The sequence below is a fragment of the Sphingobacterium sp. WM genome, assembly GCF_029542465.1.
GTDB classification, from domain to species: domain Bacteria; phylum Bacteroidota; class Bacteroidia; order Sphingobacteriales; family Sphingobacteriaceae; genus Sphingobacterium; species Sphingobacterium cellulitidis.
Genome location: NZ_CP120709.1, coordinates 1,850,435 through 1,868,531, shown reverse-complemented (window position 1 = coordinate 1,868,531; position 18,097 = coordinate 1,850,435). Strand labels below are relative to the sequence as shown.

The 18,097-nt window shown below is 36.8% G+C and carries 10 protein-coding genes; 3 read left to right on the top strand and 7 right to left on the bottom strand.

Going from position 1 to position 18,097, the window contains the following annotated elements; all coding sequences use genetic code 11:
• Window positions 1-136: 136 nt before the first annotated feature.
• The 4 genes from PZ892_RS07895 to PZ892_RS07880 form a co-directional block, all read right to left on the bottom strand.
• Window positions 137-1,603 carry an efflux transporter outer membrane subunit gene (locus tag PZ892_RS07895; RefSeq protein ID WP_277712691.1) on the bottom strand — a complete coding sequence of 489 codons (1,467 nt, stop codon included), beginning with the start codon at window positions 1,601-1,603 and terminating at the stop codon, window positions 137-139.
• Between the two features lie 7 nt (window positions 1,604-1,610).
• Entirely contained in the window at window positions 1,611-4,772 is a 3,162-nt protein-coding gene (locus tag PZ892_RS07890; RefSeq protein WP_277712690.1) for an efflux RND transporter permease subunit, read from the bottom strand.
• Window positions 4,773-4,859: 87 nt separating this feature from the next.
• Window positions 4,860-6,026 (bottom strand): efflux RND transporter periplasmic adaptor subunit, encoded by a 1,167-nt coding sequence (locus tag PZ892_RS07885; protein WP_218824028.1) that lies wholly within the window; start codon window positions 6,024-6,026, stop codon window positions 4,860-4,862.
• Between the two features lie 318 nt (window positions 6,027-6,344).
• Window positions 6,345-8,087 carry a chloride channel protein gene (locus PZ892_RS07880; protein ID WP_277712689.1) on the bottom strand — a complete coding sequence of 581 codons (1,743 nt, stop codon included), beginning with the start codon at window positions 8,085-8,087 and terminating at the stop codon, window positions 6,345-6,347.
• 277 nt (window positions 8,088-8,364) lie between these two features.
• Between PZ892_RS07880 and PZ892_RS07875 the strand changes: the two genes are divergently transcribed.
• Window positions 8,365-10,530 carry a S46 family peptidase gene (locus PZ892_RS07875; RefSeq protein WP_277712688.1) on the top strand — a complete coding sequence of 722 codons (2,166 nt, stop codon included), beginning with the start codon at window positions 8,365-8,367 and terminating at the stop codon, window positions 10,528-10,530.
• 51 nt (window positions 10,531-10,581) lie between these two features.
• Here PZ892_RS07875 and PZ892_RS07870 read toward each other — a convergent pair whose 3' ends face one another.
• The 3 genes from PZ892_RS07870 to pckA are packed head-to-tail and all read right to left on the bottom strand — an operon-like array spanning window position 10,582 to window position 14,093.
• Window positions 10,582-11,430 (bottom strand): DUF6265 family protein, encoded by an 849-nt coding sequence (locus tag PZ892_RS07870; RefSeq protein WP_277712687.1) that lies wholly within the window; start codon window positions 11,428-11,430, stop codon window positions 10,582-10,584.
• Window positions 11,431-11,482: 52 nt separating this feature from the next.
• Window positions 11,483-12,508: a class 1 fructose-bisphosphatase gene (gene fbp, locus PZ892_RS07865; RefSeq protein WP_094258037.1), complete on the bottom strand. Its 1,026-nt coding sequence runs from the start codon at window positions 12,506-12,508 to the stop codon at window positions 11,483-11,485.
• Window positions 12,509-12,518: 10 nt separating this feature from the next.
• Window positions 12,519-14,093 carry a phosphoenolpyruvate carboxykinase (ATP) gene (gene pckA / locus PZ892_RS07860; protein ID WP_094282573.1) on the bottom strand — a complete coding sequence of 525 codons (1,575 nt, stop codon included), beginning with the start codon at window positions 14,091-14,093 and terminating at the stop codon, window positions 12,519-12,521.
• A gap of 518 nt (window positions 14,094-14,611) precedes the next feature.
• On the opposite strand from pckA, the gene PZ892_RS07855 reads away from it, so the two are divergent.
• Entirely contained in the window at window positions 14,612-15,619 is a 1,008-nt protein-coding gene (locus PZ892_RS07855) for an LLM class flavin-dependent oxidoreductase (RefSeq protein WP_277712686.1), read from the top strand.
• Between the two features lie 481 nt (window positions 15,620-16,100).
• Window positions 16,101-18,002 (top strand): FAD/NAD(P)-binding protein, encoded by a 1,902-nt coding sequence (locus PZ892_RS07850; RefSeq protein WP_277712685.1) that lies wholly within the window; start codon window positions 16,101-16,103, stop codon window positions 18,000-18,002.
• Window positions 18,003-18,097: the final 95 nt, after the last annotated feature.

The window sequence follows — 18,097 nt, the reverse complement described above, 5'->3', positions numbered from 1 at the left end:
GATAACGAAAAAGCAAATGGGTTGGAATTTCCAGGAAACCCAACCCATTCTTTGATGTTCATCAGCTTATTATCAAAAGCTTAGAACGATGGAAATGTATCATAATGATACTGTGAAGCTTGTTTTTGTGATTGAATTATCTCCATCCCCCTCCTAAGGATCGGTATAAGTCAACATAAGACTCTAAATGTTCTTGACGAAGTTCAACCAATGCTAGATCCGAATCAAGGGCATTCCCCTGAGCGGTGATTACCTCTAGGTAAGTTGCATACCCACCTTTGAAAAGCAATCCAGCATTTTTAACGGCTTTTTCTGAATTCTCAACTCTTAATCGTGCGAATTCAAGCTGTTCTCTTAATTTTTCTACGGTCACGACGGCATCTGAAACTTCCGACACTGCTTCCAAAACTGTTTTTTGGAAATCAATTTCGGCTTTATCTCTTTCTAATTTTGCCACTTCCCATTCCGTTTTCAACTTTCTATTTTTGAAAATCGGTGCAGTCAAGCTACCCCCAATTCCCCCCAGTAAAGATCCAGGTATTGAAAACCAATTTTTAGGAAGACTGGAGTTCACGCCGAAGACGCCTTCTAAGGATAGAGCTGGATATCTCATGGCTTGCTGAATATTGGCATTGGCATTTGCAGCAATCAATCCCAATTCAGCTCCTCTGACATCAGGACGATTTCTAATAATATCTAATGGAGAACCCAAAGAGATATCTTTATTTTCAGCAAATAGGTGTTCAAAACTAGTTCCTCTGGAAACCGAATCCGGCATCTCTCCGGCCAATATGCGTAAGGCGTTTTCTTGCAAGACAATTTCCTTTTCCAATTCAGGCACCAATGATGCTGCAATCAGACGCTGGGACTCCGTTTGCTGAATAGCTAGGGCTGTAATGTCACCAGCTTCATATTGCAATTTGATCATCTGTAAGGTACTGTCGTTCAATTTTACATTTCGTTTCGCTACCTCGATCTTGGCATCCAACATCAACAGGTTGAAATATCCTTTGGCTACACTCGATATAAGATTAGTTTGAATGGCATTCTTCGCTTCCTGGGTATTTAAATACTCCGCAGTCAATTGATCTTTCGCATTGCTGATTTTACCCCAGATATCAATTTCCCAGCTAAAGCCTATTTCAGTACCAAACTGTGAGGTATAGGTGTACATATTCTCCGGAGCTTTCTTTCCATTGAATTCGTACCAACGCGTTGATGGTCCAGAACCAAAGTTCTTAGAACGATATTGCTTATTTACACTAGCAATGGTTGCATCTACCTCTGGTAAATAGTTGAATCTGTTTTGACGCATCCATTTATTGGCAATTTCTATGTTTTTCAATGCCGTTTGCATATCATAGTTATTGGACAATGCAGAATCAATCAAGTCTTTTAAGGTAGGGTCATGGAAAAATTCCTTCCATGAAATCTGACTGATACTGGAGGTATCTCCGAAATACGCCAAAGTATCCCCCCTGAATTTTTCAGGTAAGTTTAGTTCCGGTTGTTGGTACTTCTGCCCCACCTTACAGCCTTGCACCATAAACAACGCAGCACAAAAACAACCGATTAAAACTTTTAATATATTTTTATTCTTCATTGATCTTCTATTCTTCTTCTTCTTCTGTTTTAATTTTATTGCGAACCTTTTCATCCAGCGATTTGAAAACAACAAATAGAACTGGAATAATGAAAATACCAAAGGTTACACCGAATAACATACCACCAGCAGCACTAAAACTGATTGAATGGTTACCAATTGCTGAAGGTCCTACAGTCCACATCAATGGGATCAAACCTGCCACAAAGGCCAAACTCGTCATCAAAATAGGTCTCAACCTCAGCCTTGCGCCATTGATTGCTGCATCCACGATACTCATTCCTTTGTCCCTTTCTTGAACTGCAAACTCTACGATAAGAATGGCATTCTTGGCGAGTAGACCAATCAACATGATCAATCCGACCTGGACATAAATGTTATTCTGTAGACCTGCTAAGCCAATTGTTGCATATACTCCGATCAATCCAACCGGGATAGATAATAATACTGCCCATGGAAGAATATAACTTTCATATTGTGCTGCTAACAAGAAGTACACAAACAAAATACTAAGTGCAAAAATCAGAACGGTTTGTGAGCCCGATTGGCTTTCTTCCAAACTCATACCGGTCCATTCGTATCCGATATTTCCAGGAAGTTTTTCCTCGGAGAACTTTTCGATTGCTGCCATTGCATCCCCAGTACTATAACCTTTTGCGGGTTCAGCATTAACTACAATAGCATTATATAAATTGTATCTGGTAATAGTTTCCGGACCAACGATTTTCTTCAAGGTCACGATGGTATTGATAGGCACCATTTTCCCTTTATCATTACGAACGAAAATCGAGCTAAAGGATTCCGGGTCGGTACGGAAGTCAAAATCAGACTGTACATATACCCTATATTGTCGACCAAATCGGCTAAAATCGGAGGCTTGAACCCTTGCGAAATAAAGCCTGATCGTAGACATCATGCTATTAATACTTACTCCTAAAGCTTTAGCCTTAACCACATCAATATTGACCTCATATTGAGGGAATGTGGATTTAAAACTGGTATAAGCATTTCCAATTTCTGGCAGTTCATTAATTTGGTTGATGAAGGTATCCGCTAACACATTAAAGTCCCGAATATCACCCCCTAACCTATCCTGAAGCACTAATTCTATCCCTGCAAAATCACCGAAACCTTGTACTGTAGGCCTTGGGAATACTGTAAATTTGGCTTCATGCAATTGAGAAAGGTCATTTCTCACTGTGTCCATAAAGTCTTGGATATTCTTGATATCCTTACGGTCAGCATGAGGTACCAAGGTGATATACCCTGCAGCAAAGGCAGGACTGGCACTTGCATCTAAGGCATTATAACCTGATACTGAGGTCATCCCTTCGATATCTTTATGTCTTCTTAAGATACTATCTGCTTTTTTCAAGACCTCGGTTGTACGAGATAATGAAGCTCCTGGAGGCATTGCAATATTAAAGGTCACAAAACCATCATCCTCAGTTGGGATAAAAGATTTTGGAGACTTCATCATCAGGAATGCTCCAATCGCTGTAATTACAGCTAAGCCTGCCCAAGCGATTTTTTTGTTTTTGATCAACTTCCTTACGCCGATAATATATTTATCTGTAAACCTGTCAAAAGAGGTGTTAAAGGCGGTAAAGAACTTGTCCTTATAGGTGTTGAATTTATTTTTCTTTTTACCAATTTCCTTTTCATCTTGTGGCGCTTTGAGTAGCAATGCACATAATGCAGGACTCAGAGTCAAGGCGTTCAATGCAGAAATTAGAATAGCGGTTGCCAAGGTATAGGCAAACTGTCGATAGAATATACCGGCGGGACCTTCCATAAACCCAACTGGCAAGAATACAGCAGCCATCACCATTGTAATGGAAAGGATTGCTCCTGTAATTTCAGACATGGTAGATAGAGTTGCTTGCTTAGGTTTTTGTCCTGTAGCATGCATTTTATGGTGTATGGCCTCGACGACGACAATGGCATCATCGACCACAATACCAATAGCCAGTACGAGGGCAAACATGGTCAGTACATTCAGCGAGAAGCCGAAGAGCTGCAAGAAAAAGAAAGTACCAATTAGGGAGACCGGAATGGCAATGGCAGGAATCAAAGTTGATCTAAAATCTTGCAAGAAGATAAAAACAATGATAAATACCAATATAAATGCCTCAAACAAGGTATGTTTTACCTGATCAATGGACTGATCAATTTGATCCCGAACGGAATAAGTGATGTCATAATCAATTCCCTTTGGGAAATATTTCTTTTGTTCTTCGAGAACTTTTCGAACCTCCACATCAATATCATGGGCATTGGACCCACTGGTTTGCGTTAAGTTCAGGGTTAGTCCAGGCTTACCATCTACTTTATTATCCGAGTTTAAGTTGGTCGCGCCAAACTCAACCCTTGCGACATCCTTTAGATATAAGACTGACCCATCGTTATTGGTTTTAATAACAATATTTTGAAATTCTTCAGGTTGACTAAATCGACCTTTATGTTTAATAACAGTTTCAAAGGCTTCGTCAGAAGTTTCTCCAAATTTACCGGGAGCAATTTCAAAGTTTTGATCCTTGATGGCATCGGAGATATCCTTTGGCACCAAATTATAGAGGGCGAGTTTTTCTGGATTTAACCATACCCGCATAGCATAATCCCTTGCCCCCAATCTAGAAACCTGGGCTACCCCATCCACACGAAGCAATGGTCGCATCAAGTTAATTTGGGCAAAGGCTTGTAAGAATGTTTCATCATAGACCGAATCCTTCTGGTTAGAGAAGATATTGATGGTCATGATTACCCCACTCTGCCGGGGCATTGTGGTAATACCAGCTTCATTTACTTCCGCTGGGATAGAAGATATTGCTTTGGAAATCCTGGTCTGAACGTTTACAGAAGCCACATCGGGATTTGTTCCAGTTTTAAAAAATACGGTTACAGAACCTGATCCAGAGTTAGAAGCTGTTGATCGGATATAGGTCATATTCTCCACTCCATTGATTGCCTCTTCAATAGGTAATAATACGGAGCTTGCGACAGTTTCTGCGGTCGCACCTGGATAACTTAAGGATACAACTACACTGGGTGGCGCAATTTCAGGGAAACGGGATACAGGGAGTAATTTGAGCCCTACTAATCCCAGAATCACCAATATAATCGATACAACGGTAGCTAAAACGGGACGCGTTACGAATGTTTTAAGCATATAGAAATGTTAGGGTTGAGCTATTCTAATCATTTCCTTAATTAATCAAGGAAATGTTAGAATCAGCTTAAAAATTTAAATAGTCTATTATTTTTTTTGAGGTATAGGCATGATTGCAGAACCGTCGGTCAGTTCTTCAAATCCACTTGTAATTACGCGGTCACCTTCTTGTAAACCTTCGGACACGATGTAATTATCTTTTGTTTTTCCGTTCAACTTAATATTTCTACGTTGCGCTTGGTTGTTTTTATCAACCACGAATACGAAGGTTTTATCTTGCAATTCGTTTGTTGCCACTTGCGGAATCTGAAGGACATCTTTTTTAACCTCTGCAATTTTCAAGGTACCGGTACTACCAGAACGTAGGATATTATTTGGGTTCGGAAAAGTTGCTCTTAACGAGATTGAACCTGTTGTTCTATCCACCTGACCATTTACCGCATCGACAACCCCTTTGGAAGAATATTCTTCACCATCGGCCATCATCAGTGTTACTTCAGGAAAGGTCAATCGTTTTAATTTATCATATTTGCGACCTTCAACACTATCTGCTTTAGCTTGTGCTTTTGAGAAGTACAAGAAATCAGATTCGTTCATGGCGAAATAAATATAAACCTCTTGAATATCTGAAAGATTCGTCAATGGTTCTTTATCGCCCTTAGTAATCAGGTTACCAATACGTTTAGGGATTCTACCTATATAACCATTCACCGGAGCGGTGATAGTTGTAAAATTTCTACTTAATTGTGCTGAGCGAACTTCGGCGGCTGCTTGATCCAATCCGGCTTTAGCTACTTGATAATCCGATTCGGCAGAAGCTAACCTTACATCAGAAATTACATCATTTTCAACCAAAGGCTTCAAACGATCAACTTCTAATTTTGCATTTTTTAATTTTGCTTGTGCTACTTTCTCCGCAGCATACATATTATTTAAATCTTCTTGGTAGAAAGAAGGATCTATTTTAAAGAGTTTCTGTCCTTTACGAACATAAGCACCCTCATCCACATAAATCTCCTGTAGCAATCCCTCAACCTGGGGACGTACTTCCACATTCACCTTCCCTTCAATGGTACCAAGGTAATCTTTAACCGTAACAGCATCAGATCTTTCAACTGTATACACTGGCAATGCCATGGGTTTAACGATGTTTTCTTTCTCTTTTGATTTACTCTCAGAACAGCTAGTCATTATACTGACTGATCCGATTAATAATAATGTTGCTTTTAAAATTGATAATTTTGTTTTCTTCACAGTATTTTTCCGATTTTAATCTTTTGTCTTCGTAATATTTTTATTACACTTCCATCTTATTAACGTATCATTTAACAATTATTGTACCGTTTAACATTTGTTAACATATTATACTTTAGTTAACAAATTGTTAATTTAAGGACATTTAAGTGTTAAAACACTGGTTTACAAAGTTTCATAAGCCTAAAAAGAAATGAAAAAATCACTAAAATTTTAAAAAATTAAAATTAAACCAATTGCATAAAACGAAGTCCAACAGCGTTTTTATGTCTGGTTTTAAGGGGATTTATGATGAAATTAAGGGATTTTGAGGAATAATTACTCCAAGTATTGTCCCTGTCTAATCAATAGACTACGATACTTATTGAATACAGAAGATTTGGAAATAAAGCCTAGATATTGGTCATCTTTATTGACCACCGGAAGAATCCATACATCCTCCTTATTCATTTTAGTCATAACCAATTCCATTTTCTCCGTTTCAATGATAATATCATTAGGTTTTTGAGCCAATACGGCAAAGGTCTTTTCCCTACCTTCTTCCTCACCAAGCAAAATTGAGAATAGGCGTTCACTGTAGATGATACCTATTAACTTACCTTTATCATCAACAATGGGGAAAATATTTCTTTTGGAATGGACAATATCAGACTGACGGTCTAGTGGGGTTTCATTAGGTCGAAGTACGACAAAATTGGTTTCAAGGACATATCTCAATTTCATCATACTCAATACCGTTCGATCTTTATCTTCATAGGAGAGCAAGTCACCAGATTCTGCCAATACTTTGGTATAGACGGAATACTTCATTACACCTCTATTAATTAGGTAAGAGATTGAAGCTACCAGCATTAAAGGTACCATCAAGGTATAGCCCCCTGTTATTTCGGCAATCAGAAATATTCCAGTTAATGGAGCATGCATAATGCCTGCAAGAGCTGCAGCCATTCCGGCCATCACAAAATTAGGAACATTGAGTTGAACAAAGCCGGTTTGATTCATTCCATAAGCAAATGCAAAACCTATTAATCCCCCCATGACCAAACTAGGTCCAAAAATCCCCCCATTTCCCCCGCCGTTAATCGTGAAAAGAGAAGCGAATGATTTTCCGAATAAGGTTAATATGGTATAACATACCACTACCCAAGCCATATCCCTATAGTCAGAAAAAAGGGAATTCTTGACGATGGAATTAAAATGTCCATCCAGGATTTGTTGAATGGTCAGATAACCTTCACCATATAAAGCCGGAAAGATAAAGATCATCACTCCCAAGGAGATCCCAGACACCCATACTTTATTATAAGGGTTTTTAATTTTTGAGAACCAATTCTTAACGACCTGACTAAATTTTGAAAAGTATATTGTGTAGAGACCTACTAGAACTGCCAAGAGAATATAAAAGAAGATGGAACTGACCTCCCAATCTGTTGCGGCGGTATGGAACAGAGGTTCACTATATAAGATCCTAGAAATGACAGCTGCCAAGGCAGATGAGATCAATAAAGGAATAAATACAGGGATTGAGAATTCTGGAAGCAGTATTTCAATGGCAAAAACCATCCCAGCAACGGGACTATTAAAGGCACCTGAAATACCTGCTGCAGCCCCACATGCCAAAAGCATGGTAACTTCTTTATAGCTTAATCCGAAAAAGCGACCAATATTAGACCCTATTGCAGATCCTGAATAGGCAATTGGAGCCTCAAGACCTGATGAACCACCAAATCCGACGGTAATCGCACTGGTTACAATTTGAGTATAAATATTATGGAGGTCAATTCGGGAGGAACGTCGGGAAATAGCGTAAATAATAGGTGTAATTCCATGTTCTAATTTTTTGCCTTTGATAAATTTTCGGACATATAGAACACTTAAGAATATACCAATAAGTGGAAATATCAGGTATAGGGAATATTTAAAGTGCCATTCCAGGTCATCCTGCAATTTAGCAGCAATAAAATGAGTCAATCCTTTCAATAATGCGGCAGCCAGTCCACCCACAATCCCAACCACAAACGCTAGAACAATAAGAAAATTTCGATTAGAAATTTTCTGCATTCTCCATCTGTTTAGAGCTTCAAGTTTTTTAAGGAATTTTTGTCTCATTCTATTGGTTTTCACTTTTAGTATTAAAAGATTATACCTGAAATATTTATTATAGTATGGTGTTGATTATGCGTAATCCATCATTGGAAACCGCAATAATCGATGATTATAATTTTGCAAATATAGGAACGATTTATCGAATAGTTAAATAATGTCGGCAGGATATGTATTAATAAATTTCATTTGGCATAACATTTAGTATTTTTGGGATGAAACAAAATCTATAGTTATGTTAAACTTTATCAAAGCAGGACTTATTGCTGCTTTTCTAACGACTGGGACAATTCTTATTCCCAATGCGATACCGGATGAAGGGATGTTCCCTTTGAGTGAGCTCAGCAAAGCGGGCTTAAAAAAAGCAGGTTTAAAAATTAGCGAGAAGGAAATTTATAATCCAGGTCAAATTGGATTGGTAGATGCCTTGGTACAAGTCAGTGGCTGTTCGGGGTCATTCGTTTCTCCCAACGGATTGATCATTACAAACCATCACTGTGCATTTAGTGCCGTTCAATTGGCTTCCAGTCCGGAGCACAATTATTTGGAAAATGGTTTCGTTGCGAATTCACATGAGCAGGAAATCGAAGCTAAAGGCTTAAATATCCGCATTACAGATTCATACCAAGATGTATCACAAAGGATATTAGAAGCAGTTGCAAATGTATCAGACCCAAGCCAAAGAATTGATATCATTAATAACAAACGTCAAGAAATTGCCAAAGAGGCCGAAGCGCAGGACCCAACCATAAAAGCCGAAGTTTCAGAAATGTTTATTGGTAAGAGTTATGTGTTATTTAGATACAAGACCATCGAAGATGTTCGACTGGTTTATGTTCCTAGACAGAATATTGGTGAATTTGGTGGAGAGACGGATAACTGGGTTTGGCCAAGACATACCGGGGATTTCTCATTCTTAAGAGCCTATGTTGCGAAAGACGGATCATCCGCGAAATATTCGAAAGATAATGTTCCTTATAAACCAAAGAAACATCTTAAAGTAAATCCAAATGGCGTAAAGGAAAATGATTTCGTCTTTATTTTAGGCTACCCAGGAAGAACATTCCGACATAGACCTGCACAATATATTGAGTATCAGCAACAATATTTATTACCTTATACTTCAGAGCTTTATGATTTCCAAAATCAACAAATGCTTTTAGCGGGTAAAGATGATAAGGCGACAGAATTAGCTCTAGCAACTCGAATTAAAAGAAATGCCAATGTCATGAAAAATTACAGAGGAAAATTAAAAGGCCTTCGTAATATTGATTTGATAAACAGCAAGATTAAAGAAGATGAAGAATTGGCAAAGTTTATTGAAAATGATGCTGAATTAAAATCGAAGTATGGAAGTTTGATGGAAGATATTGATCAACACTACAAACAAGTATTTAATAATGCAGAAAAGGAACTTTGGTATAATAATATTTATTCTGGTATCCGTTCATTACAATTTGCTTCATTAACAAATAGTTTTCAGGAAGCCTTAAACAAAGAACTATCAAGTAGTCGAAAAGCTGAGTTGTTCAATGCTAACATTGCTAACTTTAAAAAGCAGTTAGCTGGTCTTTATGAAAGTTTCAATATCAATGTTGACAAGAGTATTGCCAGCAATATGTTTGCTCAAGCTTATCAATTGAAGGATGGAAACAGTTTACCATTTGTTGCTGCCCATAAATTCAATAATGAACAAGCTGCTTCAGATTATATAAGTCGGATTATTGAGGATTCTAAACTTTCAAACCAAGAATATTTCGAAAACACTGTTTTAAAAGATGCAACTAGTTTCTTAAAATATTCTGATGAACTAATGAAGTTTCAAAAGGAATTAGATTCTGAAATGCAACCCTTTTATGCGGAGCAAAAGAGAAGAGAAGGAAACCTGAACAAGTTAATGGCAGATTACATGGCAGTAAAGGAGAAGTTCCAATCGAAAAGCTTTATTCCGGATGCGAACTCAACATTGCGATTGACTTTTGGAAATATTAAAGGATATAGCCCTGCAGATGCAAAATATATGGCTCCCTTTACGACCGTAAAAGGAATAATTGAAAAAGGCAACTCGGGTTTACCAGAATTTGAATATCCAGAAGCTATTAAGACAAATTGGTTGGATAAAAACTTCGGTAATTATTTTAATAAGGATTTAAATGATGTACCAGTAAACATATTGTATAACATGGATACTACTGGAGGTAACTCTGGATCACCTATCATGAATGCTTATGGAGAGTTAATCGGAGTAAACTTTGACAGAGCTTATGATGCAACCATCAATGATTTTGCATGGAATGAGAGTTATAGCCGTTCCATTGGTGTTGATATCAGATATGTCCTATGGATTGCTGATAAGATTGATAATGCTCAATTTATCATTCAGGAAATGGGAGTGAAATAAAAAAATAAGGCTCGAAAGTAAATACTTTCGAGCCTTTCTACTACTAATATATTAAAGTTTGGATTTGGTGACTTGATCCACATAAGGTAAGTAAAGCGGCAATGCTGCAGAACCATACCATTTATAAATCGAATAAGATAAATAAGCACTTTTTATTGCGGGGTCAGTTTCAAGAATTGTTTTTACATCAGCCTCATTATCGATATTATTAATAATAAAGAGTCCTCTGTAGTTATCAGCATTCTTTCCAAAAGGACCAGCAACGATTAACTTTTCTTCTTTGACCAATCTATTGATGTTTTCCATATGCCCTTTAAAGGCTTCATTCATCAATTCTTTGTTATCATCTTTATTCGTCCCTGTTTTAAGGACAACAAAATAAAAGGACTTCATACCATAATCGTCAGCTCCTAGTTCCTTGGCTAAGTTTGAATCATATCCCTTATTTGCCTCAGCAGATTGACGATTCATTTTTAGGTATTGTTCTTTTCCTTGTCCAGCTATCCTCACATTGATTTGATCAGGATTATCCGTTGAAAGACTGTAAGAGATTTCCTGTGGGAAATCATGGTCATAATTAACGAATTTCACCTGTTGGCTATTGGCTTGTGGAACCGACTTGAATGAAATTGGCTTTCCAGCATTTTGTCCCAAGACCGTTGCAGTAAGAACAAGTTCATTATTCTTCACATGAATATCCAGATATTCAGAAACCAATGGCAATTTGTCGACAATTTTATAACCAAATCCCTTCATGTTATTCTCGGATAAAACATCCCACTGCTCTTGATTATTAGATCCATCTACCTTCCAATGCCCCTTAAGGAATTGGGGTAATTTATTTTGCCCCAAGCTAATCTGAAAAAAGAATAGGGTCAGGAAGCCAACTAATATTTTCATAAAGTATTTTTAATGCAAACATAGTTAAATTCCGAATCCACAGCTTTTTATTTTATGCAAAAGTTGGTTCAACACTTGAATATTCCAGAATAAATTGCTCTACCTTTTCCACCATATTTTTACTTCCTATAATTAAAGGCGTTCTTTGATGTAATTCGGAAGGGCAAATATCAAGGATATCTTTTTCACCAGTTGTTGCTTTTCCACCTGCTTGTTCAGCAATAAAGGCCAAAGGATTACACTCATACATCAATCTTAACTTCCCATTAGGGTATTGATAGGTATCTGGATATAAGAATATTCCGCCTTGGATCATATTTCTATGGAAGTCAGCGACCAATGAACCTATATATCTTGAAGAATAAGGTCTATTGGTTTCCTTATCTATTTCCTTACAGAATTGAAGATAATGTTTGATTGCGGTTGAGAATTGGTTGTAGTTACTTTCATTTACGGAGTAGGTCTTTCCAATTTCAGGGATTTTCAATTTGGGGTGAGAGAGGCAAAACTCGCCAATGGAAGGGTCTAATGTAAACCCATTCACTCCTTTTCCGGTACTATAGACCAGCATTGTTGAAGAGCCGTAGATGATATAGCCAGCGGCCACTTGCATTCTACCTGTTTGTTCAAAATCCTGCATCTTCATCTCACCACTAGGACTTACTCTTTTATAGATTGAAAAGATAGTACCTACCGAAACATTGGCATCAATATTTGAAGAACCATCCAGTGGATCAAAATAGACCATGTATTTACCAACCGCATACTTATTACGCTTGGATAGATCGAGTCCATCTTCATGTTCTTCAGAGGCGAGGTAGCAGCATTCTCCTACCCTTTCTAAGGCATCCATGAAATAATGGTCAGCGAAGACATCCAATTTTTGTTGTTCTTCACCTTGTGCGTTCATATTTCCTTGTTTACCAAGAATATCTGCCAGTCCAGCTTTATTAACTTCGCGGTGGACGATTTTTGCAGCTAATGAAATTCCTTGCAACAGTCTTGTCAATTCACCTTTTGCTTGGGGGAATTGCGTTTGTTGCTCAGAAATGAACTGTTCTAATGTTTGAATACTCATTTCGGTTTTATTAACTCAAGACCTTTTCAACTTCCTTAGGAATAAATTGCGCGTAATTCTCGTCAAACATTCCTTTTAATTTTTCTGCTAATTCTTGATAAGCTTCTTGATTATCCCAAACCCGTTTAGGGTTCAACAGATTAGTTGGGATCTCAGGACATTCCCGAGGCATTTGAAGATTGAATATTGGGTGTTTTTCGTATCCCGCTTCACCAATATGACCATCCATTGCAGAACGAATCAATTGACGAGTATATTTCAGTTGAATTCTTCTTCCCACTCCATAAGGTCCTGCAACCCATCCGGTATTGACTAACCACACTTGGATATCAGGATTTTCTTCAAGTTTTTTACGAAGCATTTCTGCGTAATGCATTGGGTGAAGTGGCATAAATGCTGCACCAAAACATGCTGAGAAGGTTGCTGTAGGTGTTTTTACACCCATTTCAGTACCTGCTACTTTTGCAGTATAACCATTGATAAAATAGTACATGGCTTGTTCAGCAGTAAGTTTAGAAATTGGAGGTAATACACCAAAAGCATCAGCACTTAAAAAGAAGATATGTTTGGGGGAAGCACCATATCCATAAGGATTGACATTCTCTAAGAATTCAATTGGATAAGATGCGCGCATATTTTCGGTAATGCTACTATCCTCGTAATCCGCTTCACGAGAACCAGGTTTAAAATTTACATTTTCCAGTAAAGCACCAAAACGGATGGCATTAAAGATTTGAGGTTCATGTTGCTGAGTTAATCCAATAGCTTTGGCATAGCAGCCGCCCTCAAAATTAAACACTTCATTTTGGGTCCATCCATGTTCATCATCACCTATTAATAGACGGCCATGATCTGCGGATAATGTAGTTTTACCAGTTCCTGAAAGACCGAAGAATAATGCAGTATCATTTTTCTTGCCCACGTTTGCAGAACAATGCATAGTAAGCACGTTATGTTTTAAAGGCAAATAATAATTTAATGCGGAGAATATACCTTTCTTAATTTCGCCGGTATATGCGGTTCCAATAATGATAACCACATGTCTTGTCAGATCAAGTACCACACAATGCGAAGTAGGTAAGCCTAGTTCGGCATAATCATCAATTTTTAAATTAGAAGCTGCCAATACGGTCCAATCCACACTTTTTTGGGATTGCACATCTACATTAACGAACATGTTATTGACAAAAATATCCTGACAAGGGCTTTGGGTTACAGTAAGAACATTTTGGGCATAATCTTTATGATTACAAGCCTGTACGGAACGTACATACATAATGTTTTTAGAAAGGTAGGAAGAAACCCTAGCAAGCAGGAGATCAAATAACTCTCCAGTCATTGGTTTATTTACCTTCCCCCAATTTACATGATCAGCAGTTTCAGAATCTTTAACGATAAATCTTGACTCTGGAGATCGCCCTGTAAATATTCCAGTTTTGAAACTTAATGCTCCCGTTTCTGTCAGTGAAGCTTCATTGTTTTTAATCGCTATTTCCACCAGTTCGGGGACTGGAAGTTGAAAATAAATTGGACCTTCTGGACGGATACCGAAGGACTCCAATTGATTACTGATTAAATTTGTCATATATAGGATTTATTTTGCGAACAAAGCTATATATATTTTTAGCAATAAAAAAAGCAAATTTAGCATATTGTAAATTTTACACAATTATAACTACCTTATTTTCAATTAAATAAAATGCAAATTTTGATTTAATTAATTTAGCAAAAAATGTAGGTAAAAATCGATGAATTTCATAATATGCATTTAAACGGTTTAAACGCATTTTTCGATGTTTTTGGGGAATTTTAAAGGATTTTAAGGTGTTTATTATTTTAATTGAAATGAAAATGTAGTCATTTTCCGACTCTGCTAAAATGAAAAGACAATATTCTTTAATAAATTGACAATATATGTTAAAATATATTCCAAAATTGATTACCAAATCAGCAAATAATTTGAATAAATCAATTGTTAGAGGATGTAAATTTATGTCTAAAAATCTTGGAGTTTAGGGATTCTAAAAATGATGACATATAAAATATAAATCCATACAATTAGATTACCATAATTTTGAAGGTCAGACTGTATATTTATGGGATATGAAAGACATTAAATATTCTTTACTAGAATTAGCGACATTACGTAAGAATGGGAATGCCTCTGAAGCAATTTCCCGAGCGACCAATGGCGCAAAATATATAGACAATTTAGGCTTTACTCGACTTTGGCTTGCAGAGCACCATAACATGGAATTCATAGCAAGTTCAGCCACCTCGGTTTTGATTGGTCATATTGCTTCGCAGACGAAGAACATTCGTGTAGGATCTGGTGGTATTATGTTACCCAATCACTCCCCATTGGTTATTGCCGAACAATTTGGAACCTTGGAAACTTTGTATCCAAATCGGATTGATTTAGGTCTGGGCCGTGCTCCTGGCACGGATCAGGTTACTGCAATGGCATTACGCCGCAATAATCTAAACACGGCTTTTTATTTCAAGGATGATGTGCTGGCATTACAGCGCTATTTAAGTCCTGACAATGTCAGCGCAAAAGTTAGAGCTTTTCCTGCGGAGGGTTTAGAAATTCCCATTTGGATTTTAGGATCCAGTACGGATAGTGCCTTCCTTGCAGCTGAATTAGGATTACCTTATGCATTTGCGGCGCACTTTGCTCCTGCCATGTTAAAAGCAGCATCAGAAATCTACCGTTCGAATTTCAAGCCTTCGACCCAATTGCAAAGTCCATATTTTATGGTTTGCGTGAATATAATTGCTGCGGACAGTGATGAAGAAGCGGAGATTCTTTCAACGAGCTTACAAAATTTATTTGCAGGAATCATTACCAACCGAAGGATGCCTTTATCTCCACCTACGGAAAAGCCAATTTATCATGGTATTCCAGAGATTGAGCAAGCGGTATTATCAATGACTTCAAGCACTTATTTTGGCGCCCCAACTAAACTTGCGCAAGAATTAAATGAATTAATTGAAGATTTACAAATTCAAGAAATCATGAGCACCAATTACATCTATGATGATGAAAAAAGGATGAAATCTTTTGATCTGATTCGGCAAACATTTGAAATTATTAACCAAAAACAATAATAGTTAGTAGGTATCACGACAAAATTGGTAGGCATTTTTATAAAATGCCTTTTTTTATACCCTATTTATAGGGTAGAGGTTAAAAAAAATCAAAAAATTAAGCTAAAAAAACCACTTCATTAAAACGATTATGAATATTTACTGTTATATTTACTACATCACACATAACTAAATCTTTTAAGAAAAAAGATTTGCCAGACAAGTGATATCACAGCATTTGGTTGGCTTAATAAGGTATACAAATAATAATTAATGTGATTTAGTAATTAACAATTTTGGAGATATCAGTTTGATATCCTGGGATAGTAATGGACTATCTGTCAGCGATAAAAATTCTTGATTGAAGCAAAAAAAGTGAATTTCTAAATTAGTGAATCTAAACTTACATAGGCTACGAAAAATCATAGCCAGATTTGCTCATGCACTAAAAGCTTAAATCTATTTTTAAACTGAGCTCCAATGATTAATAAAGAATTAGATTATGATTTGGAATTCTGCATATCTAGACCCGTACCTCAGCAAGGTACCTAAGAACATTTACAATCAAGTTGTAAGTGAAGAAGATTTGACTTCTAATAAATCTGATGCAATTTATATTGCGATAGTTGGAGGTGGACCTAAGGGATTTTATGCATTGGATCGTTTTATATCCAAGGCAATAGGTCAAAATTTAAATAAGACAATCAATATTCATTGGTTCAATCACAGTCGAGACTTTGCTGCAGGACCCAATTTTCAACCGCATTTACCTTCATATTTAATCATGAATGATTGTATTGCAGAGGTAAGCTGTTGGGATGATTTGGAAAAGCCACATTACATTCCGAACCGGTTAAAGCTTATTGATTGGATAAATCATAATAAGTCAGCAGAAAATGGTCCAAATCCGTCGGATTTTTGTTCCCGAGAGTTGATGGGTCTATATCTGATGGATGCTTTACATAAGACCTTGGAAAATAAACCCAAAAGTATTGATGTGAGTTTGATCAATGGGAACATTTCAGATGTTGAGCTATTACAGGATAAGATTAGATTGACAAATTCTAAAAGGAAACTGCCATTTCTATATGAATCAGCGATTTTATGTACTGGCCATAGTTTCTCCAATATGGAGCAGGAAGACTTATTGGCTTCAGAAAAGAACGGCAATATCATGTATCTTCCCCAGACCTACCCTGTTGAATTGTTGGATGATATTCCAGCGCAGGTAGATGTTGCAATTAAAGGAATTGGATTAACTTTTATGGACGCTGTTTTACATTTAACAGAAGGTCGCGGAGGAATATTTTATAAACAGGACCATGAATATCGATATTTACCATCGGGTTACGAACCGATCATTTATCCATTTTCAAGAAGGAATTTACCAATGTTACCCCGAAATGCATTTTGGTCAGGCAATAAATATCAACTTAAATTGATGACCGATGAATGGGTAGAATTATTAAAGAAAAGAAACCAACCATTAAATTTTGAGCGAGATATTCTGCCGACCTATAATTTGGAAACTCAGTTGGCATTTTACACCTATATTCATTCGACGAAGGAGTTAACAGATTCGGAGATTATTGATTTCATTGAGACCTTTAATTCTTCCAAACTTTTCTCTATCAATGCTTTGATAGATCCTATGGCATATTCCAAGGTTCCTATTGAATCCAATTACCATGAGTTTATTGTGGACTTAGGGATTTATAGTATGAAGCTTTCGGATGATGGGGAATTGAAGAGCCCAATGTCAGCAGCGATTGCTGCTTTACGGGAAGGTTTTTATCAAATTGCGGAGTTATTTGCGCATAATGGATTTGATGAAGAGTCTCAAGAATCGTTTGAAAAGCACTGGTTGGGATTCATAAATCATACAGCATTTGGTCCACCAAGGGATAGCATTGATAAATTATTTTGTTTGGCTCGAGAGGGATATGTAAAATTCATATTTTGTGAGGAACCGAGAATTGAAATCAACAAAGACTCTTTGGTCATTAAAAATTCTTATACGGAGAAAGAATTCAATTACCTGATTGACGCAAGAATTCCTAAAGGAGATTTAAATCTAAAGAACAATAAGTTATTTGATCGGATGCGTAAGCGTGGATTATTGCAAGAAATTGTCAATGGAAATTATAGAAATGGAAAAATTGCGGTGGATAAGAATGGGAAATTGATAAGTAATAACCATGAAAGTTTGATTTATCTCTATGGGATTCCTACAGATGGATCCTATTTACAGAATGATAGCCTATCGAGGGAGTTTAATAATTTTGCAAATCCTTGGTGTGAAGCTACTTTTGACAGAATTAGAAGTCAGAATTCATTTGACCAAGGGATTTCCTACAATCTGAGCTTTTCCAATGTTAATTACACAAACTTAACACCAAATTAACACTCAGCATAAAGTCTTTTTCTACTTTTGAAATATAAAAATTATTCAAAATGATAAAAGACGAAGTATTAACACAAGAATCGAATTCTATACTA

What these genes read in the sequence shown, in the direction of transcription:
- PZ892_RS07895 (WP_277712691.1), bottom strand. Translation starts at nt 1,603, where the DNA reads ATGAAGAATAAAAATATATTAAAAGTTTTAATCGGTTGTTTTTGTGCT.
- PZ892_RS07890 (WP_277712690.1), bottom strand. Translation starts at nt 4,772, where the DNA reads ATGCTTAAAACATTCGTAACGCGTCCCGTTTTAGCTACCGTTGTATCG.
- PZ892_RS07880 (WP_277712689.1), bottom strand. Translation starts at nt 8,087, where the DNA reads ATGCAGAAAATTTCTAATCGAAATTTTCTTATTGTTCTAGCGTTTGTG.
- PZ892_RS07875 (WP_277712688.1), top strand. Translation starts at nt 8,365, where the DNA reads ATGTTAAACTTTATCAAAGCAGGACTTATTGCTGCTTTTCTAACGACT.
- PZ892_RS07870 (WP_277712687.1), bottom strand. Translation starts at nt 11,430, where the DNA reads ATGAAAATATTAGTTGGCTTCCTGACCCTATTCTTTTTTCAGATTAGC.
- fbp (WP_094258037.1), bottom strand. Translation starts at nt 12,508, where the DNA reads ATGAGTATTCAAACATTAGAACAGTTCATTTCTGAGCAACAAACGCAA.
- pckA (WP_094282573.1), bottom strand. Translation starts at nt 14,093, where the DNA reads ATGACAAATTTAATCAGTAATCAATTGGAGTCCTTCGGTATCCGTCCA.
- PZ892_RS07855 (WP_277712686.1), top strand. Translation starts at nt 14,612, where the DNA reads ATGAAAGACATTAAATATTCTTTACTAGAATTAGCGACATTACGTAAG.
- PZ892_RS07850 (WP_277712685.1), top strand. Translation starts at nt 16,101, where the DNA reads ATGATTTGGAATTCTGCATATCTAGACCCGTACCTCAGCAAGGTACCT.